At 64.0% G+C, this 25,695-nt stretch carries 22 protein-coding genes; 9 read left to right on the top strand and 13 right to left on the bottom strand.

What is annotated here, in order from left to right:
- Positions 1–83: 83 nt before the first annotated feature.
- From ACFULT_RS02725 to ACFULT_RS02715, 3 genes are all read right to left on the bottom strand, one after another.
- Positions 84–2,162 carry an MFS transporter gene (locus ACFULT_RS02725; protein ID WP_378480538.1) on the bottom strand — a complete coding sequence of 693 codons (2,079 nt, stop codon included), beginning with the start codon at positions 2,160–2,162 and terminating at the stop codon, positions 84–86.
- Positions 2,163–2,375: 213 nt separating this feature from the next.
- Entirely contained in the window at positions 2,376–3,032 is a 657-nt protein-coding gene (locus ACFULT_RS02720; RefSeq protein WP_037109455.1) for a S1 family peptidase, read from the bottom strand.
- Between the two features lie 88 nt (positions 3,033–3,120).
- Positions 3,121–3,885 (bottom strand): DUF6319 family protein, encoded by a 765-nt coding sequence (locus ACFULT_RS02715; protein WP_378480537.1) that lies wholly within the window; start codon positions 3,883–3,885, stop codon positions 3,121–3,123.
- A 72-nt stretch (positions 3,886–3,957) separates the two neighbouring features.
- Between ACFULT_RS02715 and ACFULT_RS02710 the strand changes: the two genes are divergently transcribed.
- The 4 genes from ACFULT_RS02710 to ACFULT_RS02695 all read left to right on the top strand — a co-directional run bounded on the left by ACFULT_RS02710 (position 3,958) and on the right by ACFULT_RS02695 (position 10,085).
- Positions 3,958–5,103 (top strand): SGNH/GDSL hydrolase family protein, encoded by a 1,146-nt coding sequence (locus tag ACFULT_RS02710; protein WP_378480536.1) that lies wholly within the window; start codon positions 3,958–3,960, stop codon positions 5,101–5,103.
- A gap of 191 nt (positions 5,104–5,294) precedes the next feature.
- Positions 5,295–7,619, top strand: a complete 2,325-nt coding sequence (locus ACFULT_RS02705) for a glycerol-3-phosphate 1-O-acyltransferase (RefSeq protein WP_378480535.1) — start codon at positions 5,295–5,297, stop codon at positions 7,617–7,619.
- Complete coding sequence (locus ACFULT_RS02700; RefSeq protein WP_037109466.1) at positions 7,619–9,049, top strand: HAD-IB family hydrolase; 1,431 nt, start codon at positions 7,619–7,621, stop codon at positions 9,047–9,049. Before ACFULT_RS02705 ends, ACFULT_RS02700 begins: the two co-directional genes overlap by 1 nt.
- On the top strand, positions 9,042–10,085 hold the full coding sequence (locus ACFULT_RS02695; protein WP_378480534.1) for an adenylate/guanylate cyclase domain-containing protein: 1,044 nt from the start codon (positions 9,042–9,044) through the stop codon (positions 10,083–10,085). The genes ACFULT_RS02700 and ACFULT_RS02695 overlap by 8 nt, the downstream gene beginning before the upstream one ends.
- Before the next feature lie 2 nt (positions 10,086–10,087).
- Here the strand turns inward: ACFULT_RS02695 and ACFULT_RS02690 are convergent, their stop codons facing one another.
- Genes ACFULT_RS02690 through ACFULT_RS02655 form a run of 8 tightly spaced genes read right to left on the bottom strand, consistent with a single transcriptional unit; the run spans position 10,088 to position 17,411 of the window.
- Positions 10,088–11,149, bottom strand: a complete 1,062-nt coding sequence (locus ACFULT_RS02690) for an MSMEG_0565 family glycosyltransferase (protein ID WP_378480533.1) — start codon at positions 11,147–11,149, stop codon at positions 10,088–10,090.
- Positions 11,146–12,000: a carbon-nitrogen hydrolase family protein gene (locus ACFULT_RS02685; RefSeq protein WP_378480532.1), complete on the bottom strand. Its 855-nt coding sequence runs from the start codon at positions 11,998–12,000 to the stop codon at positions 11,146–11,148. The genes ACFULT_RS02690 and ACFULT_RS02685 overlap by 4 nt, the downstream gene beginning before the upstream one ends.
- 4 nt (positions 12,001–12,004) lie before the next feature.
- Positions 12,005–13,261 carry an MSMEG_0569 family flavin-dependent oxidoreductase gene (locus ACFULT_RS02680; protein WP_378480531.1) on the bottom strand — a complete coding sequence of 419 codons (1,257 nt, stop codon included), beginning with the start codon at positions 13,259–13,261 and terminating at the stop codon, positions 12,005–12,007.
- Positions 13,258–13,548, bottom strand: a complete 291-nt coding sequence (locus tag ACFULT_RS02675) for an MSMEG_0570 family nitrogen starvation response protein (protein ID WP_378480530.1) — start codon at positions 13,546–13,548, stop codon at positions 13,258–13,260. The genes ACFULT_RS02680 and ACFULT_RS02675 overlap by 4 nt, the downstream gene beginning before the upstream one ends.
- Complete coding sequence (locus ACFULT_RS02670) at positions 13,541–14,422, bottom strand: carbon-nitrogen hydrolase family protein (RefSeq protein ID WP_094719985.1); 882 nt, start codon at positions 14,420–14,422, stop codon at positions 13,541–13,543. The genes ACFULT_RS02675 and ACFULT_RS02670 overlap by 8 nt, the downstream gene beginning before the upstream one ends.
- Positions 14,419–15,861, bottom strand: coding sequence for an MSMEG_0567/sll0787 family protein (locus ACFULT_RS02665; RefSeq protein WP_378480529.1), 1,443 nt, complete (start codon positions 15,859–15,861; stop codon positions 14,419–14,421). The genes ACFULT_RS02670 and ACFULT_RS02665 overlap by 4 nt, the downstream gene beginning before the upstream one ends.
- Positions 15,822–16,877 carry an MSMEG_0568 family radical SAM protein gene (locus ACFULT_RS02660; RefSeq protein WP_378480528.1) on the bottom strand — a complete coding sequence of 352 codons (1,056 nt, stop codon included), beginning with the start codon at positions 16,875–16,877 and terminating at the stop codon, positions 15,822–15,824. The genes ACFULT_RS02665 and ACFULT_RS02660 overlap by 40 nt, the downstream gene beginning before the upstream one ends.
- A 9-nt stretch (positions 16,878–16,886) precedes the next feature.
- Positions 16,887–17,411, bottom strand: coding sequence for an MSMEG_0572/Sll0783 family nitrogen starvation response protein (locus tag ACFULT_RS02655; protein ID WP_026348108.1), 525 nt, complete (start codon positions 17,409–17,411; stop codon positions 16,887–16,889).
- A 261-nt stretch (positions 17,412–17,672) separates the two neighbouring features.
- Between ACFULT_RS02655 and ACFULT_RS02650 the strand changes: the two genes are divergently transcribed.
- Together ACFULT_RS02650 and ACFULT_RS02645 are read left to right on the top strand one after the other, a co-directional pair.
- Positions 17,673–18,053, top strand: coding sequence for a hypothetical protein (locus tag ACFULT_RS02650; protein ID WP_378480527.1), 381 nt, complete (start codon positions 17,673–17,675; stop codon positions 18,051–18,053).
- Complete coding sequence (locus ACFULT_RS02645) at positions 18,046–18,480, top strand: hypothetical protein (protein WP_019666934.1); 435 nt, start codon at positions 18,046–18,048, stop codon at positions 18,478–18,480. The genes ACFULT_RS02650 and ACFULT_RS02645 overlap by 8 nt, the downstream gene beginning before the upstream one ends.
- Before the next feature lie 63 nt (positions 18,481–18,543).
- On the opposite strand, the gene ACFULT_RS02640 is transcribed toward ACFULT_RS02645, so the two are convergent.
- The gene (locus ACFULT_RS02640; RefSeq protein ID WP_037110037.1) at positions 18,544–18,972 is read right to left on the bottom strand and encodes an SRPBCC family protein; all 429 of its coding nucleotides are present in this window, start codon (positions 18,970–18,972) and stop codon (positions 18,544–18,546) included.
- A gap of 49 nt (positions 18,973–19,021) precedes the next feature.
- Between ACFULT_RS02640 and ACFULT_RS02635 the strand changes: the two genes are divergently transcribed.
- The 3 genes from ACFULT_RS02635 (at position 19,022) to ACFULT_RS02625 (ending at position 23,809) form a co-directional block, all read left to right on the top strand.
- On the top strand, positions 19,022–21,313 hold the full coding sequence (locus ACFULT_RS02635) for an ATP-dependent DNA ligase (RefSeq protein ID WP_378480526.1): 2,292 nt from the start codon (positions 19,022–19,024) through the stop codon (positions 21,311–21,313).
- A 168-nt stretch (positions 21,314–21,481) separates the two neighbouring features.
- Complete coding sequence (locus ACFULT_RS02630; RefSeq protein ID WP_378480525.1) at positions 21,482–22,696, top strand: lipase family protein; 1,215 nt, start codon at positions 21,482–21,484, stop codon at positions 22,694–22,696.
- A 123-nt stretch (positions 22,697–22,819) separates the two neighbouring features.
- A complete protein-coding gene (locus ACFULT_RS02625; protein ID WP_037109491.1) occupies positions 22,820–23,809 on the top strand; it encodes an ABC transporter substrate-binding protein in 990 nt (329 codons plus the stop codon).
- Here the strand turns inward: ACFULT_RS02625 and ACFULT_RS02620 are convergent, their stop codons facing one another.
- A complete protein-coding gene (locus ACFULT_RS02620) occupies positions 23,810–25,678 on the bottom strand; it encodes an ABC transporter ATP-binding protein (protein WP_037109493.1) in 1,869 nt (622 codons plus the stop codon).
- Positions 25,679–25,695: the final 17 nt, after the last annotated feature.

Below are 25,695 nucleotides of genomic sequence, written 5' to 3'. Positions count from 1 at the left end.
ATCGCTTGAATGGTCCATTCATACGAACAGACAACGTGTGAGGCCCTTTCAAGCGATGGGTGGGTGCGGACCCGAGCCGTGCGTCAGAGCGGCATGGACCAGACGGAGCTGGAACGCTCTTGCAGCTCGGTGCATCTGCGGCGGACGGAATCCCCGTACTGGTAGATGTTGAGCTGATCTGCGCGGACGACGGGCTTGGGCGCCCGTTTCATGACCGGAAGTTCTGCCAGGTCCAGTGCTGCGTCCAGTTCTTCCTCTGCGGTTTCGCGGCGCTTGCGGGCGATGTCGGCCAGGGCGAGGTGGTGGATGGTGAGGTGGTCCGACGCTGCCAGAGCAACTTCCTCCTCGGTGGCGGCCTGGACCTCGTAGACCTTGGCGGCGAGCTGGTAGATGCTGGGTCGGGTGAGTTCGTCGTCGACCACTTCGGTTGCCACCGGATTCTGCGTCGACCTTTCGGACGCAACCTTTTTCGGAGTTTTCTTCACCACGGCATCCGGGGCCGACGGTTGCTCGAGGAGATGCTCCAGCTCGGCAACTTCCTTGGCTGCGTCGGGATCGAATGCCGTGCGGACGGCAGGCACCACGCGCGGGGTGCGGCCGGGCAGCAACACGCCGACCACGACGGTCCCGATGGCGAAGACCACGGCCGCGATCAGGGACGTGTGCACGACGGCGTTCGCGAACGAACTCACCGCGGTGATCACCAGATTGTCGGCGTATCCGGTGAGAAAAGTGTTCTCGCGCATGATGTCTGCGACGATCACGGCCCCGGCGACCGAGTCTCCGGACGCTTCGATCGCTTGTGCGGCTTGCGCGGTCGGCTGCCCGTCGGGACCTTTACCGGGGAAGTCCGCGAGGTAGTCGACGATGCCGCCGCGGTAGGTCGTTGCGAGAACCGAACCGAGAACGGCGATTCCGAGAGATCCGCCCAGTTCCAGTGCAGTGTCGTTGAGTCCACCGGCGACGCCGAGCTTGCTCTCGGGGAATTCGGCCATGATGGCGTCGGTGCACGGCGACACGCTGAGCCCGATGCCGATTCCCAACAGCGCGAGGACCGGAACGAAGTCGACATAGGTTGCCGTGGTGTCGATTCCGAGCATCGAGACCACGGCCAGTGTGCCGACGACCATGCCGGCCGTGACGGTGTACTTCATGCCCACTCGCGGCGTCAGCCATTGCGTGATGCCCGAGCCGACGAACACGGCGACCGCCAAGGGAAGCAGGTGTACCCCGGTCGAGACCGGGCCCATGTCCAGTACGAACTGAAGGTATTGGGCCACATAGTAGATCGCGCCGAAGGTGACGAGAAAGAACAGCAGAACGGCCAGTACTGCACCGCTGAGAATACGGGAGGAGAACGCGCGGACGTCGAGAAGCGGGCTCGGGTGGCGAAGCTCCCAGGCGACGAATGCCGCAGTGCTGAGCGCACCCACAACCGCGAAGTACGTGGGTCCGACGCTCCAACCGAAGTGCATGCCCTCGATGATCGCGTAGACCACCGTGGACACTGCGAGCACGGAGAGCACCCCTCCGAGCCAGTCGATCCGGCCCGGGTTCACTGCACGCGACGGCGGCACCAAAGCGACGGCGCCTACGATCCCGATGATCGTGAACGGAATGTTGATCAGGAAACTTGAACCCCACCAATAGCTTTCGAGCAGCCAGCCGGCGAGCAGCGGACCCATCGCGATGGCGAGGCCCGACGTAGCTGCCCAGATGGTGACGGCCGTGGCCCGTTCGCGTTTGGGGAACGTCGCAACCAGCAGCGACAGGGTGGCGGGCATGACGATGGCAGCGGCGACGCCCATGACGATGCGAGCGAGGATCACGCCTGTCGTTGCGCCGGTCAGCGCGCCTGCGAGAGAACCCGCCGTGAAGATCAGCAGGCCGATGATGAGTGCGCCTCTGCGAGAATACCGATCGCCGATGACGCCGAACAGCAGCATCAAGGCGGCGTACGGCACTGTGTATCCGTCGATGACCCACTGGAGGTCGCTGCTCGACAGGTTCAGATCCAGCGTCATTGCAGGCGCCGCCACCAACAGCGACGTGTTCGCCATGACGACGACGAGCAGACTCAGGCACAGCACCCCCAGCGCTGCCCAACGTTTCGCGTACGGCTTTTCCATCTCCTGAACAGGAGTCATCGCAAGCAATGTCATGTGTGTTCCCCCCTAGGCACCACGCACGACACACCGCGCGCAGTGCTGTGCAGCTTAGGAAGGATGCGTTACAGTACGCAATTCTTTGTGGCGGCCGTTACACAAGTGACTGGGAAAGATCCCAACGAACGAAAGTGCCACCGTGTCAATCGAACTGACACGGTGGCACGATCTGTAACGCTGATGAGCCGATCGCAGACTCGAAGAGTCCGATCAGGGGATGGGGGCGAAACCTGCTCCGACGGCGTTGCCTGCATCGATGTGGCGCAGGATCGCGTCGATGTTGGTACCGACCTGCGGTCCGAAGCACGCAACACCGAGGTACGCGTTCACCATGCCGACGAGCGTGGTGCCGACGACGACCGGGCTACCGGAGTCGCCTTCGACGACGCACAGCTGCGACCAGGTCTCCTGCGACTGCAGGACGTCACCGTAGGCGACGCCGCACGTGTTACCGGTGGTGCGGCCTTCCTTGCAGACGATGTTGGGGAACGAGGCGGGCGGACCGACCTGCGTGATGGTTACGTTGCCCACGCGGTTGACCGGGACGACCTTCGCGCGATCGAACTCGATCACCGCGTAGTCGTACTCGGGGTTGGAGAACGCGATGCGTCCGACGACGCCTGCCGACGGGTCGTACTCCGGCACGATCGTGGCGCCTGCTCCACCGCAGTGACCGGCGGTGATACCGACGAGGCGGCCTTCGCGGTCGTTGCCGATGGTCGTCAGGGTGCACTCGGCAGCATTGTCGACGATGATTCCGGATCCGCCCCCCAGCACCGCCGGGGCCGCAGCTGACGCAGTTCCGACGCCGAAGCTCGCAGCAACAGCGGCAGCAGCCACGGCGACGAGCATGAACTTCTTCAACATGTATTCCCTCTCCAGCGGTGTCCGCAGAACCCTAGCAATAAGAAGCACCGATGGACGAGTGCCTGACGTCAATACGTACACATGGGTACTAAAGGTCCGATTCCAGAGCGGCCAGCATCGACCGGGCTTCCTCGAGTTGGCGGCTGAGCTCCTCGACGCGCGAGGCCGCTTCTTCTCGTGCATAGGAGATGACGGCCTCGACGGCGTCGCGCGCCGAATCGTCGCCCAGTTCGCGTACCGCGCGGGAGACGGACTCGGGGGACACCGACTGCGCTTTTCCTGGCCTACGGGCACCGTGGGTGACAGTGACGGACCAGTCGTTGTCCGGCCCGGCGTGGATGGTGACGCTGACGCTGTCCGGCCCCTTCTTTCCCTTCCTCGCCGGCGCAGGCTTCGCTGCCGCAGCCTTGGGCGTGACCGTCTTGGGCGTGACCGTCTTGGGCGTGACCGTGTTGGGCGCGGCGGGTGTCGTCACCTCTGCCTTCGGAGCTGCGGATTTACTGGCCGCAGGCTTGGGCGCAGGGGCGGGCTCGGTCCATTCGGCCACCTCGGGCTTGGGCGCCGACGCCGGTTTCGGTGCCTGCTTGGGTGCACCGCCCGGAGGGTTCCGGGTGATCCGAAGTTCTTCCGCTTCGAAGGGGAGTTCGTCGTTGACGCCCTTGGGACTGATGGTGACGGTGTTTCCGTCGATGGCAACGACCCTCGCCGACGTCCCCTCGGGTAGACCCAGGCTCGGGGTCGGCTCGATGAGGTACACCGTCGCGCGCCGCCCCTCGGCGAGGGCCGTGGCCAGCGTGTCGAGATTCTCCGGCGTCAGGGAACCGGTGGGCGTCGAACGTCTACGCGGTGGCATCGGTGCATACCTCTCTCGAAAGTGTTTGCGAATACTGTCCCACACTTGCCGCCCGGAACGCAGAATCCATGCATGCGATCGACACCCATCACCCCCGACCTTCTTCTAGGTGCACTCGATACCGAGGTCACCGAACGCGGCCTGATTCCGCACCGGCTGCCCGCGTGGACTCGCAGCCGGTTTCCCGACGACCGGATCGCCGGGGCCGAGGTGCAGCCGGCGGGGGTTCGGCTCGCTTTCCGCACCGATGCAACAGTCGTCGAACTCGACGCCCTTCCGACGCAGCAGGAGTTCGTCGGACTCCCGCCCCGTCCGCCGGGAATGTTCGACGTGACGATCGACGGGGAGCTCGTGCACAGCGTGACGTCGGCCGGTGGCAACGTCCTGTCCGTCGACATGGCGACCGGCAGTGTCGATCGAACGGACGGCCCAGTTGTTCCGGTGCGATTCGAGATGGCTCCCGGCACCAAGAACGTGGAGATATGGCTGCCGCACAATCAGCACGTCGAGCTGATTGCCCTTCGTAGTGACTCGTCGATCCTTCCCGCGTCCACCTCCGGATGGCCGCCGAGGCCGAGATGGGTTCACTACGGCAGTTCCATCAGCCAGGGATCGAACGCGACGAGCCCCAGCACGACCTGGGTGGGTCTGAGCTCGTCGGCGATGGGTTTTTCGGTGACGAACCTCGGGTTCTCCGGCAGCGCGATGCTGGATCCGTTCGTCGCCCGGGTCGTGCGCGACGAGCCTGCCGAGGTGATCAGCCTCGAGGTCGGCATCAACCTCGTGAACGGTGACGTCATGCGGACGCGGGCGTTCACGCCTGCGGTCCACGGGTTTCTGGACACGATTCGCGACGGGCACCCGAGCACACCGATCGTGGTGGTGTCACCGTTCTACTGCCCGATCCACGAGAACACTCCTGGGCCAGGCGCATTCGAACCCCAGGCCTTGGCCGAGGGCACTGTGCGGTTCGTCGCGACGGGTGATCCGGGGCCTGGAAAGCTGACGCTCACCGTGGTCCGAGACGAACTGCGGCGCGTGTGTGGCCAGCGCGAGGATCCGAACCTGTACCTCGTCGACGGTCTGGATCTGTACGGTCCGAGTGACTTCGACGAGTTCCCACTACCCGACGGCTTGCACCCGGACGCCCGTGCTCACCGGCGGATAGCCGAGAGGTTCGTCGCTTCGGTCCCAGCCGTCGTAACTAAGTATGTGTAACTGGAAGTAACAGATAAATTTGGCCTTGTGCCGGAGACCTGCTCGACGACGCTTTCCACTCTACTTCGCGGCCGCCCGAGAGGCATCGTGAGCGCATTGTGAGATAGCCGACCCCAAACCCGCATATGGGCCGCTTCGCCCCCGTAGCCTGGCCGAGTACCTGCGCGCGGTACGGGAAACGGGAGGACTCGATGTACCACGTCGAAGCGAGTGATCAGAGAACAACCGAGGGCCGGCAGGTCTATTTGCTCGACGCAGCGGGAGCTCTCGAGATCCAGGCACTCAACTCGTGGATCGACGCGACGACACCCGACGGTGAGACACGTCCCCCGTCGATCGCGCTGTCGGGCGACTCGTCGGGGCAGGTGGCCGAGCTGGTACGCGGAATCGGCGACGACCCCCTGTTGATTCCGCTTCGCGTGACGCTGTCGGCCAAGAAGCGTCCCGGATTCCTCCGTCGGGCACTCGCACCGCGCGGCAATTCGCTGCCGACGAAGACATGGCAACGATGGGTCCAGGGCGACGACCCGGACCGGTCCGCCGTCCTGGTCGGCGAACCCGCGACGCTGGGCGATCTGTCGGCGAAGTTCGAGAAGTCGGGCGGGAGGTCGTTGTCCTCGTTCATCGCCCGCCAGGCCACTCTTGCCCTCGACCGGGCCGAGCGAGACGTGATCGGTTCGGAGTACAAGATTCCGCGCTTCGTCGTCGAGGACATGACCGAACAGAAGAAGTTCCACGACGGCATCGCCGAGCTCGCGCAGCAGGTCGGCGAGGACGTACCCGAGGTGGAGCGACGGGTACACACCATCCTCGGTGAGATGGTGGCCACCGAGACCAGGCGGGCGGTCGAGATGTGGGGCACCCTGGGCGCCTACTTCTCTCGTGCGTACAAGGTCGACGTGGACCGAACTCAACTGCAGAAGGTGCGCGAACTCAACAAGAAGCACCCTCTGGTGTTCCTCCCCAACCACCGCTCGTACCTCGATCCTCTGGTCCTACGGCCTGCACTGCTCGCCGAAGGACTGCCACTCAACCACGTGATGGGTGGCATCAACGTCGGTTTCTGGCCCATCGGACCCATCGCGAAACGTAGTGGCGTCGTGTTGATCCAGCGCAAGTTCTCCGACGAGATCTACAAGTGGACGCTGCGTCAGTACATGAGTTTCCTGCTGAGCAAGCGCTTCAATCTCGAGTGGTACATCGAAGGCGGACGCAGCCGCACCGGCAAACTCCGTCCGCCGCGTTTCGGGTTGTTGACCTATCTGGTCGACGCACTCGAGTCCAGCGATGCCGAGGACGTCTATCTGGTTCCGACGGCCATCACGTACGACCGACTGCACGAAGTCGGCGCCATGGCCGCTGAATCCCATGGCGCGCAGAAGCAAGCCGAGGGAATTCGGATGGCCATCGGGTACATCCGAGCGCAGGGCAAACTGCGCGGCAACGTGTACCTCAACTTCGCGGAGCCCGTCTCGGTGCGGTCGATACTGAACGAGAACGAGGACAAACGCGTTGCGGTGCAGAAGATTGCGCTGACAGTGGCGCACGCGATCAACGACACGACGCCGGTGACCCCCGCCGCGCTGGTGACGATGGCGTTGCTCGGCATCGAAGACCGTGCCCTGAACGTGCACGAGATGTGGGCCATCATCTCGCCTCTCGCGAGCTACATCAAGAGGCGCGGTCTCCCGACGGCGGGCGGCATCGACATCAGCGAGGTCGACGTGGTTCGGTCCGCCGTCATCGCGCAGGTGAATGCAGGCGTCGTCAAGCGTTTCGACGACGGGCCCGAGCCGGTGTTCTATCTCGCCCAGGACAAGCATCTAGTTGCGGCGTTCTTCCGCAACAACGCAATTCACTACTTCGTGATGCGCGCCATCGGCGAACTCGTCGTCCTGCCCGATCTGGGCCAGGACACACCGTCGACGCCCGAGTCGTTGTGGAAGTCGGCGCTCGAGCTCCGCGACCTGCTCAAGTTCGAGTTCTTCTTCGGCGACAAGAAGGATTTCGGTGATCGCCTGGAAGCCGAGGTGGCGCTGATCGATCCGGATTGGCGTGCAAATCTGGACGATCCCGAGTACTCCTCGCGGCAACTCGAGTCCCAGGACCTGCACCTCGCTCACCGTGTGTTGCAGCCGATCCTGGAGGCATACCAGGTGGTGGCGGATCAGCTCATGCTGCAGCCCACCGGAGTCGAGTTCGACAAGGCGTCGTTCGTCGCGCACTGCCTCGGCGCAGCTCAGGCCCGCAGGCTTCGGCAGCAACTCGATCACAGCGAAGCCATCTCGGGCGAACTCTTCGACACAGCACTGCAATTGGCCGACAATCGGAACCTCGTCGATCCGGAGGGCGAGAACCTCGCGCAGCGCCGACGAGACTTCGCCCGTGAGATCAACGAATGGGCACGGAAAGCGAGAATCGTCCGCGACATGGCCCACCGCATGCTCGACGAGGTGGATCCGTTGACCCTTCCGGCCCCCGTCGCGAGCACCGACGAGCACGAGGACGACGCCTGATGACCAACCCTCTCGACCTCCAGCTGCAGGCCATCGCCGAGGCACCCGAAGGCCCGGACACAGCTGCGTTCTTCGACCTCGACGGCACGCTGATCAACGGCTTCTCCGCGAAAGCCGTGTTCCTGGAACGCCTGAAGACTCTCGATGTCACCGTTCACGAACTGTGGGAGATCTCGAGCGCCGTCGTGGAGATGCGGATGCGCAACTCACCCGTCGACAATCTGATGGGCAAGGCCGTCAAGGGCCTCGAGGGACGGCGCGAGGAGGACCTGATGGAGCAGGCATACACCCTGTTCCGCAACGAGATCGCGCCGATGATCTACCCGCAGGCCCGCAAGCTCGTCGAAGCACACCGGCACGCGGGTCACCGGCTGGTGATGGCGACCTCCGCGACCCCGTATCAGGCAATCCCCGTCGAGCAGGACCTGATGTTCGACGAGTTGCTGTGCACTACACCGGTCGTCGTCGACGGCGTCCTCACCGGTGAACTCGTCGGGACGTCGTTGTGGGGGCCGCGCAAAGCGAAGGCCGTCGCGGACTACGCGGACCGAGAAGGCCTCGACCTCAGTCGCTGTTTCGGATACTCCAACGGCGGCGAGGACGTGCCGTTTCTGGCGGAAGTCGGCCATCCCGTCGCACTCAACCCCGACGAGGAGCTCACCCGGCACGCAGACAAGGCCGGCTGGACCTCGTTGAGGCTCGAGAACCCCAAGCGCGGCACCGACCTGGCGTCGGCGGTTCGCAGTACCGCTGCCCTGGGCTCCGTTCTCGCCAGTGCCGGAATCGGGCTCGGTCTCGGCCTGTTGACCCGTAGCAGACGGACGGGTGCCAACATCACCTCCTCCATCGCACCGGACATCGCGTTGACGCTCGCCGGCGTGAGCTTGAACGTCGTCGGCACCGAGAACGCGTGGTCCGCTCGGCCTGCAGTGTTCATGTTCAATCACCAGAGCACCGCGGACTCGATCATCGTTGCCTCGATCCTCCGTCGCGACATCACCGCCGTGGCCAAACGGGAACTCGAACGCGACCCGCGATTCGCCCTCCTCGGCAAGATCTTCGACGTCGCCTACATCGACCGCGGCGATCCCGCCCAGGCCAGAGAGGCCATGGCCCCGGCCATCGAGAAGTTGCATTCCGGCATTTCCGTCGCGATCGCGCCCGAGGGCACCCGGATGCCGACGTCGCGGCTCGGCCGATTCAAGAAGGGCGGATTCCACCTCGCGATGCAGGCCGGAGTACCCATCGTTCCCATCGTCATCCACAACGCAGGCGACGTGATGTGGAAGAAGGATTTCACCGCGCACTCCGGTACGGTCGATGTCACCGTCGGCGAGCCCATCTCCACCGCGGACTGGGTTCCCGAGAAGATCGACAACTACATCGACGACGTCCGATCCTATTTCGACAGAACGTTGGGATATGCCTGAAGAACAGATCAGCTCGGTGGTACAGAGAGAAATCGAAAAAAATCTCCTGGGGGGAACACCGAAGTACACGCGCACCGACATCGTCGAGAAATCAGGGATACCGCTCGAGCGGGTCATTCAACTGTGGATCGCGATGGGCTTCCCCGTTCACACCGACGCCGATGCCGTCGTGTACACCGACGCGGATCTCGATGCTCTGCGCATGATCACCGGTCTCACCGAGCAGAAGGTCATCCGCCCGGACATGGAGGTCGCCATCGCGCGCACTCTCGGTCAGACGATGTCCAGGCTCACCGAATGGCAAGTGGGCGTTGTGAACAGTCACATACACGACCGCGTCGCCGAGGGACGCGACGCAGAGGGCCGGGACCCGGCCGAGCTCGCGAGCCCCGCAGACCTCGACGCCATCCGCCGCGACGCGCGTGAGATCGCTGCGCAGACGGTACCGACGCTCGAAGCCCTGCAGTCCTACACCTGGCGCAGGCACCTGGCTGCCACAGCAGGCCGCGCCATCGCCGATCCGGGCGAGGAGACCACCAGCCGTACCCTGGCGGTCGGTTTCGCCGACATGGTCGGATACACCAGCCTGACTCGACGCCTCGCCATCGACGAACTCACCGAACTGCTCGAGCAGTTCGAGTCCGTGGCCACCAACATCATTGCGCGCGGTCGTGGTTCGGTGATCAAGAACGTCGGTGACGAAGTGATGTTCAGTGCACAGACGCCCGAGGACGCCGCCCACATCGCCCTCGATCTCCAGGACGCGTTCGCGACCTACGAGGACATGCCCGAGCTCCGTGTCGGAATCGCCTGGGGTCCGGTGCTTGCCCGTTACGGCGACCTCTACGGTTCGGTCGTCAACATGGCTGCGCGCCTGACCAGCTCAGCGCACCCGGGAACCATCCTGGTCGACACGACGCTGACGGAACTGCTGAAGGAAGATTCCGAGTTCTACCTCAAGTCTCTACGCTCCCTCCGTGTTCGTGGATTCCACAAACTCAAGCCGCACGCACTGCGAAGGAACAGAAGAGACTGACCCTATGTGAGTGACCGATAGAAGTCGAGGTGCCTGCGTGCTGCGTCGTCCCACGTCAGGCTGCGCGCAAGGGCGCGACCGACATCCGGATAGTGGCCATGATCGATCGCATCCGCCAGTCCCGACGCCATGTCCTGTGGGCTTGTCGCGTACGTGACGGCGTCTCCGAACACCTCACGCAGTACGGGCAGATCCCGCGCGACGACGGGTGTACCCGCCGCGAGCGCTTCCATCGCGGCCAGACCGAAGCCTTCTTTCGTCGAGAAGAACGGAAGAACGCTCGCCTGCGCGACCAGGTGCGGCAGTTCGCCGTCGTCGACGACACCAAGCACTACCGGTTGGATACCCAGTTCCACTGCCCGCGACTCGAATTCGCGCCGGTAGTCCCGGTAGTCGAACAGCGTTTCCCCGCCCGCGAACACGAGCGAGAGCTCCGGCCTGTTCAGCAACGAGAATGCTTCGAGCAGGTCCAGTGACCCTTTTCGAGGCTCGATGCCGCCCACCGCCAGAACGTACTTCCCGAGCTTGTGCTGCCATCCTGTTCCCCTCGATTGCGCTGCGGCGTCGAATCGTTGCGCATCCACTCCGTTCGGAATCACTGTCGGTGCAAAACCCCAGCCGGCTCGTACCTCTTCGGCAACGGCGGCCGATACACAGATCCGCGCACAGGGCTCCGTGATCGCGCGCTCGTGGCACGCCGCCAGTGCGGGAGTCGTGAACGTGTCGAGGTGATGGATCGTCCGGATGCACCGCCCCACGGCATTCGCCGAGATGCAGTCCTGCGCGTGGACGATGTCGTACTCATCGCGCGAGAACGCCTGCCCCAGAACGTCGATCGATCGAAGAATCCGGTCTCCGACGCTTTCGTTCTCGCGTGCCTCGAACGGAACCATCCTGACCGTCACCGACGGGTCGACGGGACGGAAGAATGCCGCGTCTCCGCCTCTACCCAGCGACCACACGGTGACGTCCTCGCCGGCGCGGGCGAGCGCTTCGGCAAGATGAAGCGTGTGCACCACCCCGCCGCGCGGCTTGGACGAGTACGTCAGCAGTGCCACCTTCAACTGCCTGATCCTTTCTCGTCCAACAGATTCGGGTACGCGTCCACTCGCCTCTCCTCCAGGTGGTGCAGGCCCCGGCGCGCGCGGTCGATCTCGGCGTCGACGTCGATGTCGACGACGGCGAGGCCTCCCTTGTCGCGTGTCTTGACGAGCACGTCGCCGCCGGGACCGACGATCTTGGCCTGTCCGAGGAATCGGAGCGAACCCATGACGCCGGTCTGGTTGGACGAGACCAGGACCACCTGGTTCTCCGCCGCGCGAGCGGCGTCGTACAGATCGAAGAGCCGGGACTGTCGATCGTTCGGCAGGCTCGACGCTCGATCGGTGACGCTCGCGGGCCACGCGGACAATGCGGCGATGATGCGAGCACCGTCCAACGCCAGCGTTCTGGCGGATTCCGGGAAGGTCTTGTCGTAGTCGATCAGCATGCCCATCCGACCGACAGGAGTGTCGAAGGCCGCGAATGTGTCCCCCGCAGCGTAGGCGAGCGACTCACCCAGCGGCTGATGCACTTTGCGGTGGCTGCCCAGCACACCATCGCCAGTAAGACACACCGCGGCGTTGTAGCGAAGCCCGCCGGCCAGCTCGGTGTACCCGACGCACACGGTGAGGTCCCCGGCCGCGGCCATGATGGCGGTGATCTCCGGTCCGTCGATGTCGAGTGTCGGAGGAAGCTCGGACACATCGGGATCACGGAGACTGTCGATGTACCCACCGAGGGAGGCGTCCGGCAGCACGAGAAGATCCAGGCCGTCTCGCTTGGCGCTGTCGACGATCGTGACGATCTTGGACACCGCGCGATCCACGTCTCGACCGAAATGTGCTGCCAGAGCGCCTATCCTGATGGGTGCCACGAAGCTATACCACTACCTTCTGCGGCTGAGCAGCACTGATTTCCAACCCGATCTGCTCGGCCAGGAACTCGGCGTCACGCGCAACGGACGCGAAGCGCCCCGAGCCCCACGTGTGCTGCCACGGCAACCCGAGGAAGTACAGACCCGTCACCGACGTGACACCGCGATTGTGCGTCGGGTGCCCTTCGCCGTCGAACGCACCGACCCTGAGCCACCGGTAGTCGGTACGGAAGCCGACGGACCAGACGACGCCCGTGATGTCGGTGTCCGCAAGATCGAGCTCCGTGATTTCCTGCTGCGGGCGCCACACCGCAACGTAGCGGGGCTCCTCGGGTGCACTGATGCCTTCCCGCTCGATGTAGGCGTCGATGTTGTCCTTGATCGACTCCGCGACGGCGTCGGCAGCGTCGAGCGAGGCTTCGAGCGTCGGCGCGAACTGGAGAACACCGTCGTCGACGCCGAGGAGCCTGCCGTACAGCTGCATACCCTCGGTCGCGAACGCGCGCAGGTCGATGTCACGACCACCGTCGCGTCCCGTCACGTAGTGGTTCGTGTTCTCGCGTTTTCCGACGCCACCGGGCTGATCTTCGATGGACACATCGTAGACGCCCATGTCGTGCAACCAGGCGACACAGTCACGGCCGCGGTAGAACCGTGCGACGCGTGGAGCGGTCCCCGCGACCAAGTGCACCCGCCTGCCGTCCAGGTGCAGGTCTTCGGCGATCTGCGCACCCGATTGTCCGGTGCCCACCACCAGTACGTCACCGTCCGGGAACTGGTGAGACCCGCGATACTCCGACGAGTGGATCTGCAGGATGTCGCTCGGCAGCTTTTCGGCGAAACGCGGGATCGTCGGAATGTGGTATCCGCCGACCGCGACGACGAGGTGGTCGGCGTGCATCGGCCCCGCGGTGGTCTCGAGATCGAACCCGCCTTCAGCGCCTTGGAGTGCATTCACCACCGAAACTTGTTCACGGACCGGTGCGTCGAAGCTGGCGGCGTACCGCCGAACGAAGTCGTACACCTCGTCGCGCTTCATGAAGCCGTCGGGATCTTCTCCGTCGTAGGAGAATCCGGGCAAGGCACACTGCCAGTTCGGCGTGACGAGCGTGAAGTTGTCCCAGCGGGAATCCTTCCACTCGTGTGCGATGGTCTCGGCTTCCAGTACGACGTGTTCGATGCCGCGCCGAGTCAGATGCCAGCTGATCGACAGGCCGGCTTGGCCGCCACCGACAACGATCACGGAGTGATGTTCGCTCACAACAGTTCAGCTCCCGACATTCTCAGGACACGAACGACGCCCGAGGTGTATCCCGCGCCGACGTCGTGAATCTCTTCCATCTGCTGCGCGGCGGAGGTGCACCGCATTCCGAATTTCGCCAACACGCGATCGCTGGCCACTGTCAACGCTTCCGATGTCCGCTTCACGAACTCGGCCACCTCGTACTCCGTGCCCGGTTCGAGGTAGTCGTGCATCACCAGCGAGGGTGAATAGCAGGACTGTTCGTGGCCGTCGGGCCACTGCACGAGAAACTGCATCTCAGGCATGAACAGGCTCTTTCGTGATCGTCCTGTACACCGAGGGACGGCGGTCGCGCAGGTTGTACATTCCGCCTCCGCGAGCAGCGGCCATCAGACCCTGGACATCTACCGTCGCCGTCGCCAAACCGGGTTCGACGCCAGTGCCCGCGAGAATTTCCCCTCCCGGCCCGACGATCTTCGCGCTGCAGACGAACCGCAGCGATCCGAAGGTTCCCGCTTGGTTGGCTGCAACCCACACCACCTGGTTCTCTAGTGCCCGCGCTCGGTCGTAGATGTCGAAGCGCTGCTTCCAGCGGTCGTCCTCCATGTTCTCCACAGTGGCGGTGCGAGCGGTCGGCCAGGCCGAGATGGACGTGATGATCTCGGCGCCGTCGAGTGCGAGTTCCCGTGCAGCTTCCGGGAATCCCTTGTCGTAGCAGATCTGCATGCCCATGCGGCCGACCGGAGTATCGAACGCTGCGTAGCTGTCGCCCGCGTCGTAGCAAAGATTCTCGCCGAGTGGTTGATGCACCTTGCGGTACGAGCCGAGTATCCCGTCGCCGTGTAGCGTGACCGCCGCGTTGTATCGTGTGTCGCCGTCCTTCTCGCAGAATCCGAGTGTGATCACGGTGTCACCGGCCATGTCGATGACCCGCTTCAATTCGGGTCCGTCGAGTTCCAGTGCAGGAGGCAGGCTTTCGAGTCTGCGCTGTCGCGATTCCTCGGATTCGTCACCGCCACCCAGGGAAGGGAGGTACCCACCGAGGCAGGCTTCCGGTAGCACGAGCAGCTGACTTCCGCGGTTGCGTGCTTCTTCGAGCAATGCCGCGATGGTCTGGTATCCCTGTTCCATGTCGCGGCCGAATTCGGCCGCGGCCACGGAAATGGTCGTGTCGTTCATGCTTCTCCCAATCCGGTCACGGTGGACGTGACCGCTGAAGTGGTGATTCCGTCGGGCCATCGCAAAGCGACGCCCGGAATGTCGGTGAGCTGTCCGCATCGAGCGGATACTGCTGGTCCCGACGGTGCTGTGATTGCGTCGGGACGGTCCGCGGTGATCATCGCGAACCCTGGAAAACACGTGACCCATTCGCCCATGCTGGCGGCGTCGGGTTTGGGAATGGAGGCGACGTCGAGAACTGCACCGGTTCCGCTCGCTTCGGCGAGCATTCCGGTGGTACCGACGAGGCCGGCCATCGAGACGTCCTTCGCGGCTCGGGGCGCCGTCCGAGCGACGAACGATGCCATCTGCGTGAGCTCTTCCGAGTTTCGCCTTGACGACGAATCCCACTGCTGGCCTCGATAACCCCTTCGCCAGTTGCCTTCCAGGTCTGCGGTGAGAGTCAGGACGTCTCCGGCGGACGCGCCGCCGGCGCGAACGGGGTGCAGGGTACTTCCGAGTGCCGTGACCGACAGTGACGACGGCACCCCAACCTGAGTGTGACCACCGAGGACCGGTACTTGCCAGGCCTGCGACGCGTTGGCCAGACCTCGGACGATGCGCGTGAGCCTCGACTGGGTGGGGGCGCCGACCGAGTCCAGCATTCCCACGGCCCGGGCTCCCATTGCCGAGAGGTCGTTCAGGTTGACCAGCGCGGCACACCAGCCCGCCCACTCGGGATCGCGGTCGACCATGGAAGGAAGGATCGCATCACATGCTGCGATGATGTCGCTCCCTGGGACAGGAACTCCATCGTCGCCACGGAATCCCCTGGCGCCGAGACCGAGTGGCTGAGCGCGCAAGGGTGCGAGCACACCCGCGAGCATCGCCTTGGTCGACGACACGAGCCGCTCGATTCGATCGATCGGCCAGTACATGGTGACGTGCGGCGCCCCGTGCACGTCGAGGTCGGCGCGTCTGACCCATCCCAGCCTGGTGAAGAGCGTTTCGTTCTGTTTCTGCACGGTGGCGTCGAACCGCAGAACGCCATGGCTTTCGGCGTGCGCGCACGCAGCCCGCACCAATGCCGGACCGACCCCTGACGTGCGCGCCGCCGACGAGACCACCAGCCGGCTCCCGGCCCACCACCCCAGATCGGTCGATGTGCAGGGAGCCAACCGAACACCGCCCAGCACGCTGCCGTCGGATGCAGTGGCGACGAGCACCACCGCGCGCGGGTCGTCATCGACATCGTCGTGATCGGATCCGGCGAACAGTCCCTGCTCTCGGACGAAGATGTCGCGTCTCAATCGGCGGTAGGTGCCGAGCTGCGAAGCGCTCGAACACGGTTGGATCAAGAAGTGCGAATCGGCTTCTACAGGTACCGTTCCCGACAGACCGGCCAAGTCACTCGCATACATCAGCCACCCGCATTCTGCAGTACGCTGCATGCACCGCATGCTGCACAACCGGCCTTCTGATCTGCGCCGAGCATCGACGCCGCTTGCAACTCCTTGGCAACCCGGCGCGTGACGTTCTCGAGAACGTCTCGGTTCGGCGCGACCGCATGATCCACATCGACAGCCAGCGTGCCGCCGAGCGGCCGAAACGGAACCACGAAGGGATAGACACCCATCTCGATGAGTTCGGCTGCACCCGAAACCAATTCGTCCGGGTCTTCACCGAGGCCGACGAGTATGTACGTCGAGACCTGGTTGCGCCCGAAGACGCGAACCGCTTCCTTCCACGCTGCTCGGTACTCGTCCATCGACACCGAGGCCTTGCCCGGCATCCACTTCCGACGGACGTCGTCGTCGAGGGATTCGACGTGGATGCCGATGGATTCGGCACCGGCGTCGTACAGGTCGGTGATGGTCTGCAGGTCGCCGGGCGGTTCGCACTGCACCTGGATCGGCAGATCGGGAACCACTGCCTTGATGGCCTTCACGCACCGCGCGAGGTGCCGCGCACCACGATCCTTCGCCGCGGAGGTCCCCGTCGTCATCACCATCTGGGTGACACCGTCGAGTCGAACAGCCGCTTCGGCAACCTCGGCGAGCTGCGCCGGAGTCTTGACGGCGATCGTGTCGCCTGCCTCCAGCGATGCCTCGATCGAGCAGAACCGGCAGCGCTGGTCTGCGCCGTACCGGATACAGGTCTGCACGACCGTGGTTGCAAGAACACTGGATCCGTGGAGTTTGGCGATCTTCTCGTAGGCGATTCCGTCGGCAGTCTCCAGGTCGTAGAACTTCGGCCGATCGATTGCTTGAACGTCCAGTCCGATGTCGGATCCGTCGAACAGGATTCTTCCCTCTTCGAGGACGTAAGGACTCAGCGGATTACGGGGGATGGCTGCGCCGAGGCCATCGATTCGGACATGCCCGTCGTCGCTGGGCCCGGCGCCGGCCGTTCTGTTGACCGGCGGCGTCCCTCGAACTCCGAGCAACGCCAGGTCTACACGCGCACTGACAGACATGTCAGGCTCCTAGACCATGTAGGTCGAGTTGATGATGGCGCCCTTGCGTGCGTAGTGAATGAGGGCGTCCTGCACGTCGAGGGGATGCGCCGGGATGACGCCCTCGATCAGGTCCTCCTCACGGCCACCGTGCAGCGCGAGGCCGAAGCGGCAGCAGAACACCGTGCCGCCCTCGGCGATGAACGTCGCGAGCGAGTCGTTGATGTTCTGCTCACCCGGGAAGCCTGAGTCGCCGGTCGTCGGGAAGCCTCGTGTTGCAAGGCAATTGATAGCGCCAGGACCGTAGAAGTACATGGCCGACTCGAAGCCTTTGCGCAGTGCCCGTGTTGCCTGCAGCACGGCAACGAAACTGACCGAGGACTCGTGGGCGATACCGTGGACGAGCGTGAAGTAGCTTTCGCCGTTCTCGGCCTTGTAGTCGGGAAAGATCTTGGTGGAACCGTAGATGTTGCTGCCCTTGGGAAGCGAGGGGTGCGGGATCTCCGAGAGGGACTTGGCGATGTTCTCGGCGATGGCATTGTCGATATCGGACACGTAGTGCTCCTGGGATGAGAGGTTGTCGATCAGCGGATGACTGAGAACGGGGTGGGCAATCGTTGGCCACCGGTGGAGAGAAGAATCGAAGCCGGAGATGCTCTTCGGCCATGAGACAAGTACAAGCCCCATCCATTTCCGAATGGTCACGCCTGGAATAACGGACTGTTTCGAAGGGCTCACATCGAGGCACGTGCGCGGACCGATACTCTTGAGTCCTACTGACCACCCGCACCACTGCCTAGTTCGAACGAGGAAACGATGATCGGCGCCGTCACAGGCTTGCTGTACGTGATGTCCCTGATCGTCGGCGTGTGGGTTCTGGTCAAACTCGTCATGGGAAGCCCGGTACTTCTGAAGTACCGATCCAATCGGGCGCTGTTCTGGACGATCGCCGCGACCGAGGCCGTCGTGCTCGCTCAAGCAGTCATCGGATTCGTCATGATGTTCAACAGCGACCGCGAGATTCACCGCCTCACGTTCGGCTCGTACCTCGTGGGGCTCCTGCTGCTGTTGCCGATCGGTACCTGGTGGTCGCTCGGCGATCGCTCACGCGGCGGTACCGCAGTACTGCTCGTCGCCGTCGTCACGCTCGCAGCCATGGTGCTGCGCCTCAGCCAGATATGGGCCGGATATGCCTGATACCTCGTCACCCCGGGACAACCTGCAGCAGGCGACACGCACCGGATTCGGCCGATTCCTGATCGCGGTCTACGCGGTGTTCGCCGTGGCTGCAACGTCTCGATCGATCGTGCAGCTGACGACGCGGTTCGACGTCGCACCGTTCGCGTACATCCTGTCGGCCGTCGCTGCGGTGGTCTACATCGTCGCAACGGTCGGGCTCGCTCGTGCCACCGAAGCATCACGCAAGGTGGTGACGGTCTCGTGCATCATCGAACTCGTCGGCGTCCTCGCGATCGGTGCCCTCAGCTACATCCAGCCCGACGACTTCCCCGACGCAACGGTCTGGTCGCACTTCGGCCAGGGATACGTCTTCATCCCCGTCGTACTTCCCATCGCCGGACTGTGGTGGCTGCGTCGCACCCGGCAGCCGCGCACTCCGCAGTAGTCCCGGAGTCGCAGTAGTCCCGGAGTTGCAGTAGTCCCGGAGTTGCAGAAGTCCCGGAGTTCTCTACTTCAGCGCCGCGAGGTTGGCGACGGATTTCTTCACGTCCGAGTCGAGTGCTCTGGCGACGACTTTTCCGACGGGACCGAAGAGGACGCCGCCGCCGAATTCCGCGTCGAGGGTCAGTTCGGAACCGCCGGGGCTTTCACGAACGTGAATCGTCAGCGAGATCCTGACGCCGCCCTTTCCGCTGCCGGACATCTCGATGAGCTCGGGCTCCTTGTACTCGGTGAACGTCCACCGGATCGTGTTCTTGAAGCCTTTGACCTTCACGAGGGACTCGACTTCGGTGCCCTTGGACAGCTCCTTCGGCGGCGGGCTGCACCATCCTCCGTGGATGGTCATCCACTCGTCGAACCTGTTCAGGGCCGACGCCTTGTCCCACGCGCCCTGCGGGTTCTCGGGCATCTGCACGGTCACACTGATCGTCGCCATACCTTTCATCATGTCCCACGTCGGCGACGGCCAAACTATGGTGGCGATCATGGCGACGCTCGACATCGCAGGTCGGAAGGTCTCGGTGACCAACCTGGACAAGGTGTTGTTCCCCGAGACGGGGACCACCAAGAGCCAGGTCATCGAGTACTACACGACCATTGCGCCTGCGATGCTTCCTCACCTGGCAGGTCGGGCCGTGACTCGGAAGCGGTGGCCGAACGGTGTGGAGCAGTCGTCGTTCTTCGAGAAGAATCTTGCGTCGTCGGCGCCGGAATGGCTGGATCGCCGGGACATGCAGCATTCCGATCGGGTGGTGACGTATCCGTTGTTCTCCACCACGGCGGATCTGGCGTGGCTGGGGCAGCAAGCTGCCATCGAGGCCCATGTCCCGCAGTGGCGGTTCGACGGCAATCAGCCCGGACCGGCGACGCGCATGGTGTTCGATCTGGATCCCGGGGACGACGTCGACCTGGCCCGTTGCGCCGAGGTGGCGTGCGAAATCCGCGATCTGATTGCCGAGATCGGTTTCTCGGCGTTTCCGGTCACGAGCGGCAGCAAAGGTATCCACCTCTACGTGCCGCTGGAGAAGCCGCTCACGACGTCGGGGGCGTCGACCGTCGCCAAGCGTGTGGCGACGTTGCTCGAGGAACGCTCCCCGGACCGCATCACGGCGACGATGGCCAAGGCCAAACGAACCGGGCGAGTGTTCGTCGACTGGTCGCAGAACAACGGTAAGAAGACGACCGTCGCGCCGTACTCGATGCGCGGCAGATCTCAGCCGACGGTCGCCGCACCACGATCCTGGGACGAGCTGGAATCGTCCGGTCTGCACCAGCTTCGGTTCGAGGAAGTACTGCGCAGATATCACGACGACGGCGATCTACTTGCCGGCCTGGACCCACCGCTGGAGGTCCGCGAGCCGGACAAGCTCACCAAGTACCGCAGCATGCGCAGCGCGTCGAAGACGCCGGAACCAGTCCCCGAACCTCGCGGCGCTATCCCTGGACACGAACACGAACACGAACAAGGAAACGACGACACGTTCGTCATCCAGGAACACCATGCGAGACGCCTGCACTACGACTTCCGTCTCGAGCACGACGGCGTCCTGGTCTCGTGGGCCGTGCCCAAGAACATCCCCGACGACCCGGCCCAGAACCGCCTCGCCGTGCACACCGAGGATCACCCACTCGAGTACGCAGGATTCGAAGGCACCATCCCCAAGGGCGAGTACGGGGGCGGCGAGGTGACCATCTGGGATTCGGGAACCTACGAGCTCGAGAAGTGGCGCGACGACGAGGTCATCGTCGTTCTGAAAGGCGCTCGGGCACAGGGCCGTTTCGCGTTGATTCGCACCAAGGGCAACCAGTGGCTCATGCACCTGATGAAGGACAAGGACGCACCCGAGTTGCCGAAGAGCATTCAACCGATGCTGGCGACGGCAGGCGACGTGACCGATCTGCCCGACGGCGAGTGGGCGTTCGAGGGCAAGTGGGACGGCTTCAGAGTCATCGCGCGGATGTCCCACGGCGAGATGAAACTGGAGTCTCGGACCGGGAAGGATCTGACCGAGCGGTTCCGAGCCTTCTCGGCACTGGCCGCGGATCTCGCGGATCACGAGGCCGTGCTCGACGGCGAGGCCGTCGTGTTCGACGCCGACGGATCCACGAGTTTCGAACTACTGCAATCGAGTTCCGGTTCCGACGTGAAGTTCGTCGCGTTCGATCTGCTGCACCTCGACGGCACATCGCTGGTGAAGAAGAAATACTCGGATCGACGCAAGCTGCTCGAGCTCCTCACGACCGGCCTGGATTCGGTCCTGGTGCCCGAGGCGCTGACGGGCACGGCAGAAGAAGCTCTCGCCACCAGCATCGAGCGTGGATGGGAGGGCGTCGTCGCCAAACGCGTCGACTCCGTCTACCAGCCCGGGCGGCGCGCGCACACCTGGATCAAGACGAAGAACTGGCGAACACAAGAAGTCGTCGTAGGTGGGTGGCGACGCGGGAAAGGCAGGCGCGGCGGCGGTCTGGGCTCTCTGCTGGTCGGCATTCCCGGCCCGAACGGCCTCAGATATCTGGGACGGGTCGGAACAGGGTTCAGCGACTCGGCACTCGACGCACTGGCCGCGCTGCTTGTGCCTCTCGAGTCGAACGAGTCGCCGTTCGAGGAGCGGCTGCCGACCGCCGACCGGAAAGATGCGGTATGGGTCACACCGTCACTTGTCGGCGAGGTTCGTTTCTACGAATGGACGGACTCCATGCACCTCAGGCACCCGAGCTGGCGTGGTCTTCGTGACGACAAACAGCCGGCAGACGTCATTCTCGAGAACGATCCCTAGCCGACTGGTCAGTTTGTCGACGCGTGCCATAAAATCTCGTAGTCTCCGGTGATCTCTGCCGGGGGCAGCGTAACGAGTGAGTTGCTTTTTCCTATATCGCGTTCGGTGGGGTAGAGGGACAACACATTCGCTCGAGTAATCAGAGCTTTCGGGAGGGAACCCAACGTCATGCGCGCACTCAAACTGGTCGGGGCTGCCAGTATCACGGCAGTGGCGATCGCCTGTTCTGTGGCGGTCGGAGCAGGGACAGCGACCGCGAATCCTCTGGAGCCGACGCCGATCTCCGACGTCTTCTATGCGCCCGTGCCGGACCTGGAGGCCAAGAATCCAGGCGACATAATCTCCAGTCGACCGATGCCGCCTCCGGCAGGTTTCTTCGACACCGACGTGTGGCAGATCCGGTTCCGGTCGACCAACTCTGCGGGCGACCCCATCGCTGCCGTGACGACGGTCTTCTCTCCGCGGAACAAGGTTCCGAACGGGCCGCTGCTGTCCTACCAGCACATCATCAACGCACTCGGTTTGCAGTGCGCACCGTCCCAGGCGCTGTGGACGCAGGATCCCAACCTGATGATCCGTGAGGCTCCTGCCCTGAACGTCGCACTGCAGCGCGGCTGGACCATCAACATGGCCGACCATCTCGGACCGAACAGTGCGTACGGCGCTGCCAAGATGGGCGGGCAGATCGTTCTCGACAGCATTCGTGCCACCCAGCGTTTCGATCCGCTACAGGTTCAGCAGAGCCCGGTTGCGCTCGCTGGTTACTCGGGCGGCGGCATGGCCACCGCATGGGCTGCGGCATTGCAGAACGACTACGCACCCGAGCTGAACATCGTCGGAAGCGCTGCGGGCGGCGCACCGATGAACCTCGAGCGCATGGCACGCGACCTCGGCTTCAACCCGCACCCGGTGTTCGGACTCGCATTCGCGGCTGCTATCGGTCTCGAGCGTGAGTACCCGACGCGAATCCCGATCAGCGAGCAGCTCAATCCGCTCGGTCAGCAGATGGCAGCGCAGCTGCAGAATGCGTGCACCAACGACATCATCGCCGTCGGTGCGGGCAAGAGTGCGATGCAGGTGGCCAACTCCATCGACCTGATCGACAGTCCCGAGATGGTCGCCGCCGTCAACGAGAACAGCGTCGAGCTCTACCCCGGTGTCCCCAAGGCCCCGTACTTCGAGTGGCACAGCCCGACGGACGCGCTCATTCCGGTCTCGGCCATCGACAACACGGTCGGCCGCTACTGCGCAGCAGGCGTTCCGGTCACCGAAGTGCTCGTTCCCAGCAACGATCACCTCACGGCTGCAGTTCTCGGATTGCCGCAGGCGCTGGAATGGATCGACGCACGCTTCAACGGCGTCCCGGCTCCCAGCAACTGCTGACGACCGACCGAACCGGACCTTGAACGTTCGATCGGTTCAAGGTCCGGGAGTGGAGCGCGCGGAACGACCAACTGATTTTGTTAGCCTTACCTCGCACAGTGTTGTCGATGCGAGGAGTTACCCGTGCGTTCCAGTGTTCTCAAGCTAGCCGCAGGGGCGACCGCCATCGCCCTGGCCGCGGGGTGCTCGTCGGACGACAGCTCGTCGTCCACCACCGCGGAGTCCGGGGCCTTCCCCGTCACTCTGTCGCACGCCTTCGGCGAGACCACCATCGAGAGCGAGCCGTCGAACGTCGTCACGATCGGCTTCAACGAACAGGACTTCGTCCTGGCACTCGGCGTCAAGCCTGTCGCCACTCGCGGCAACCTCAGCTACGACTACCGCCAGCGGCCCTGGGCACAGGACGCACTCGGCGGCACCGAAATCCCCGAGGTCGGCAGTACCGAGCTCAACCTCGAGCAGATCGCTCAGGCGTCACCTGATCTGATCCTCGGGCCGTACTCCTTCATCGAGAAGGGCCAGTACGATCAGCTGTCCGAGATGGCCCCGACGATCGCCGACATCGGCGGATACGACGACGTGCCTGCCGCAACCTGGCAGCAAGAATTCGAGGTCATCGGCAAGGCGCTCGGCAAGGAACAGGAAACCGCGGACAGGACCGCCGAGCTCGAACAGAAATTCCAGTCGGCACAGGACGCGAATCCGCAGTTCGCAGGCAAGAAGTTGGCGCTGACCTTCGTCATGGAGGACGGCAGCTACATGATCCTCGGCGCCGACGACATCCGTGCACTGTTCTTCCAGGACCTGGGCTTCGACATTCCCGACACCACCGAGATCATCAGTGTGGAAGGACTCACCCAGCTCGACGCAGACGTCATGGTCGTCGCGGGGCAGAGCCGCGAACAGCTCACCGCAAATCCGCTGATCGCGCAGCTGCCCATCGTCGCCGAAGACCGAACCGCCTACATCGGATCGTTCGATCAGGACCTTCCGTCGGCTCTCGGATACTCCAGCCCGCTCTCGCTCGATTACGCGATCGACGGCTTCACCCCGATGCTCGCCGCCGCTGCGGACAACGACCCAGCAACGGTCGTGCCCGCCCCGGCAGGGTGATCACGATCCACTGGTAGCGAATTGAGTTCGATGGAGCTCCTCGTAGCGGCCGCCCGCTGCGAGGAGCTCGTCGTGTGTTCCCCGCTCGACGATCGATCCCGCCTCCACCACCAGGATGGCGTCCGCCGCTCGAATGGTCGAGAGCCGGTGCGCAATCACGACAGATGTTCTGCCCGCAAGTGCCTCGGACAGCGCGGCCTGTACCGCTGATTCCGACGTCGAATCCAACGACGCCGTCGCCTCGTCCAGAATCACGATCCGTGGCCGAGCAATCAGCAGCCGAGCGATGGTCAACCTCTGCCTCTCGCCTCCGGACAACCGGTAACCGCGCTCTCCGACGACGGTGTCCAGCCCGTCGGGCAGAGATTTCACGAGATCTTCGAGCCGCGCCCGGCGCAATGCGTCCCAGACCTCGTCGTCGGTGGCCGTCGGCCGCGGCAGAAGAACGTTGGACCTGATCGTGTCGTGGAAGAGATGCCCGTCCTGCGTCACCATCCCGACGGCACCCCTGATCGAATCCGCTTTCAGATCACGAACATCCCTGCCGCCCAACAGGATGGACCCACTGTCGACGTCGTACAACCGAGCGATGAGCTGCGCGACGGTGGACTTGCCCGCGCCTGACGTACCGACGAGGGCAATCATCTGCCCTGGTTCGGCGACGAACGAGATGCCGTGCAGCACTTCGTCGCCACCACGAGAATCGAGCGTCGCCACTTCCTCCAACGAGGCGAGAGACACCTTGTCCGCCGACGGGTAGGCGAACCTGACGTCGCGTAGTTCGACGGCAGCGGGCCCGTCGGGGACGTCCACGGCGTCGGGACTGTCCTCGATGAGCGGTACGAGGTCGAGGACCTCGAAGACACGTTCGAAGCTGACGAGAGCACTCATTACCTCGACGCGTGCGCTGGCCAGCTCTGTCAGCGGCGAGTAGAGCCTGGTCAGCAGAAGAGACAGTGACACAACCGATCCTGGATCCAATTGTCCACGGAGGGCGTAGAAACCACCGAGACCGTAGACGACGGCGAGCGCGAGCGCCGACACCAGCGTCAACGCGGTGACGAACACCGTCTGCACCATGGCGCTCCGAACCCCGATGTCTCGGACCCGAGCTGCGCGTACAGCGAACTCGCGCGACTCGAAGTCCGGTTGACCGAACAGCTTGACCAGAGTCGCACCCGGCGCGGAGAACCGTTCCGTCATCTGCGTACTCATCGCCGAATCGTGTTCGGCAGCTTCACGTTGCAGTCTCGCGAGTCGTCTGCCCATTCGGCTGGCAGGTATCACGAAGACGGGAAGGATGATCAACGCGAGCAACGTGATCTGCCAGGAGATCCCGATCATCACGACGAGCGTCAGGATCAGCGTGACGAGGTTGCTGACGACGCCCGAGAGCGTGTCGCTGAAGGCGCGTTGCGCTCCGATCACGTCGTTGTTCAACCGGCTCACGAGAGCGCCGGTGCGCGTTCGGGTGAAGAACGCGATCGGCATCCGCTGAACGTGGTCGAACACCGCGGTACGCAGATCCAGAATCAGCGCCTCGCCCAGGCTCGACGACAGCCACCGGTTCACCAAGCCGAACGCCGCGTCGACGACAGCGATCAGCGCGATCGCCACCGACAGCCACAACACGACGTCGAACGAGTCGCCGTCGACGATGGCATTGACGACGCGGCCCGCGAGAACCGGCGTCGCGACCGCGAGAACTGCGAGCACGACGCTCAGGACGACGAAGCCGATCAGTTTGTTGCGGTGCGGCTCGGCGAACCTCAGGATCCGCCGAGCCGTGACCGACGAGAACTGCGTGCTCTGCTCGGACGCATGCATCGTCCGATACAGCTGATTCCAGGCCGTGACTTCCATGCTCATACCGGCAACGCTAGAAC

Source organism: Rhodococcus sp. NPDC057297 (assembly GCF_042667435.1).
GTDB lineage: Bacteria > Actinomycetota > Actinomycetes > Mycobacteriales > Mycobacteriaceae > Rhodococcoides.
The sequence above is the reverse complement of the archived record's forward strand: the minus strand, read 5'-3'. Positions and strand labels throughout refer to the sequence as shown.

Excerpts from the sequence above, each read along its gene's own strand:
- ACFULT_RS02725 (WP_378480538.1), bottom strand. The coding sequence starts at position 2,162 with ATGACATTGCTTGCGATGACTCCTGTTCAGGAGATGGAAAAGCCGTAC.
- ACFULT_RS02720 (WP_037109455.1), bottom strand. The coding sequence starts at position 3,032 with ATGTTGAAGAAGTTCATGCTCGTCGCCGTGGCTGCTGCCGCTGTTGCT.
- ACFULT_RS02715 (WP_378480537.1), bottom strand. The coding sequence starts at position 3,885 with ATGCCACCGCGTAGACGTTCGACGCCCACCGGTTCCCTGACGCCGGAG.
- ACFULT_RS02710 (WP_378480536.1), top strand. The coding sequence starts at position 3,958 with ATGCGATCGACACCCATCACCCCCGACCTTCTTCTAGGTGCACTCGAT.
- ACFULT_RS02705 (WP_378480535.1), top strand. The coding sequence starts at position 5,295 with ATGTACCACGTCGAAGCGAGTGATCAGAGAACAACCGAGGGCCGGCAG.
- ACFULT_RS02700 (WP_037109466.1), top strand. The coding sequence starts at position 7,619 with ATGACCAACCCTCTCGACCTCCAGCTGCAGGCCATCGCCGAGGCACCC.
- ACFULT_RS02695 (WP_378480534.1), top strand. The coding sequence starts at position 9,042 with ATGCCTGAAGAACAGATCAGCTCGGTGGTACAGAGAGAAATCGAAAAA.
- ACFULT_RS02675 (WP_378480530.1), bottom strand. The coding sequence starts at position 13,548 with ATGCCTGAGATGCAGTTTCTCGTGCAGTGGCCCGACGGCCACGAACAG.
- ACFULT_RS02670 (WP_094719985.1), bottom strand. The coding sequence starts at position 14,422 with ATGAACGACACGACCATTTCCGTGGCCGCGGCCGAATTCGGCCGCGAC.
- ACFULT_RS02665 (WP_378480529.1), bottom strand. The coding sequence starts at position 15,861 with ATGCGGTGCATGCAGCGTACTGCAGAATGCGGGTGGCTGATGTATGCG.
- ACFULT_RS02660 (WP_378480528.1), bottom strand. The coding sequence starts at position 16,877 with ATGTCTGTCAGTGCGCGTGTAGACCTGGCGTTGCTCGGAGTTCGAGGG.
- ACFULT_RS02650 (WP_378480527.1), top strand. The coding sequence starts at position 17,673 with ATGATCGGCGCCGTCACAGGCTTGCTGTACGTGATGTCCCTGATCGTC.
- ACFULT_RS02645 (WP_019666934.1), top strand. The coding sequence starts at position 18,046 with ATGCCTGATACCTCGTCACCCCGGGACAACCTGCAGCAGGCGACACGC.
- ACFULT_RS02640 (WP_037110037.1), bottom strand. The coding sequence starts at position 18,972 with ATGGCGACGATCAGTGTGACCGTGCAGATGCCCGAGAACCCGCAGGGC.
- ACFULT_RS02635 (WP_378480526.1), top strand. The coding sequence starts at position 19,022 with ATGGCGACGCTCGACATCGCAGGTCGGAAGGTCTCGGTGACCAACCTG.
- ACFULT_RS02630 (WP_378480525.1), top strand. The coding sequence starts at position 21,482 with ATGCGCGCACTCAAACTGGTCGGGGCTGCCAGTATCACGGCAGTGGCG.
- ACFULT_RS02620 (WP_037109493.1), bottom strand. The coding sequence starts at position 25,678 with ATGAGCATGGAAGTCACGGCCTGGAATCAGCTGTATCGGACGATGCAT.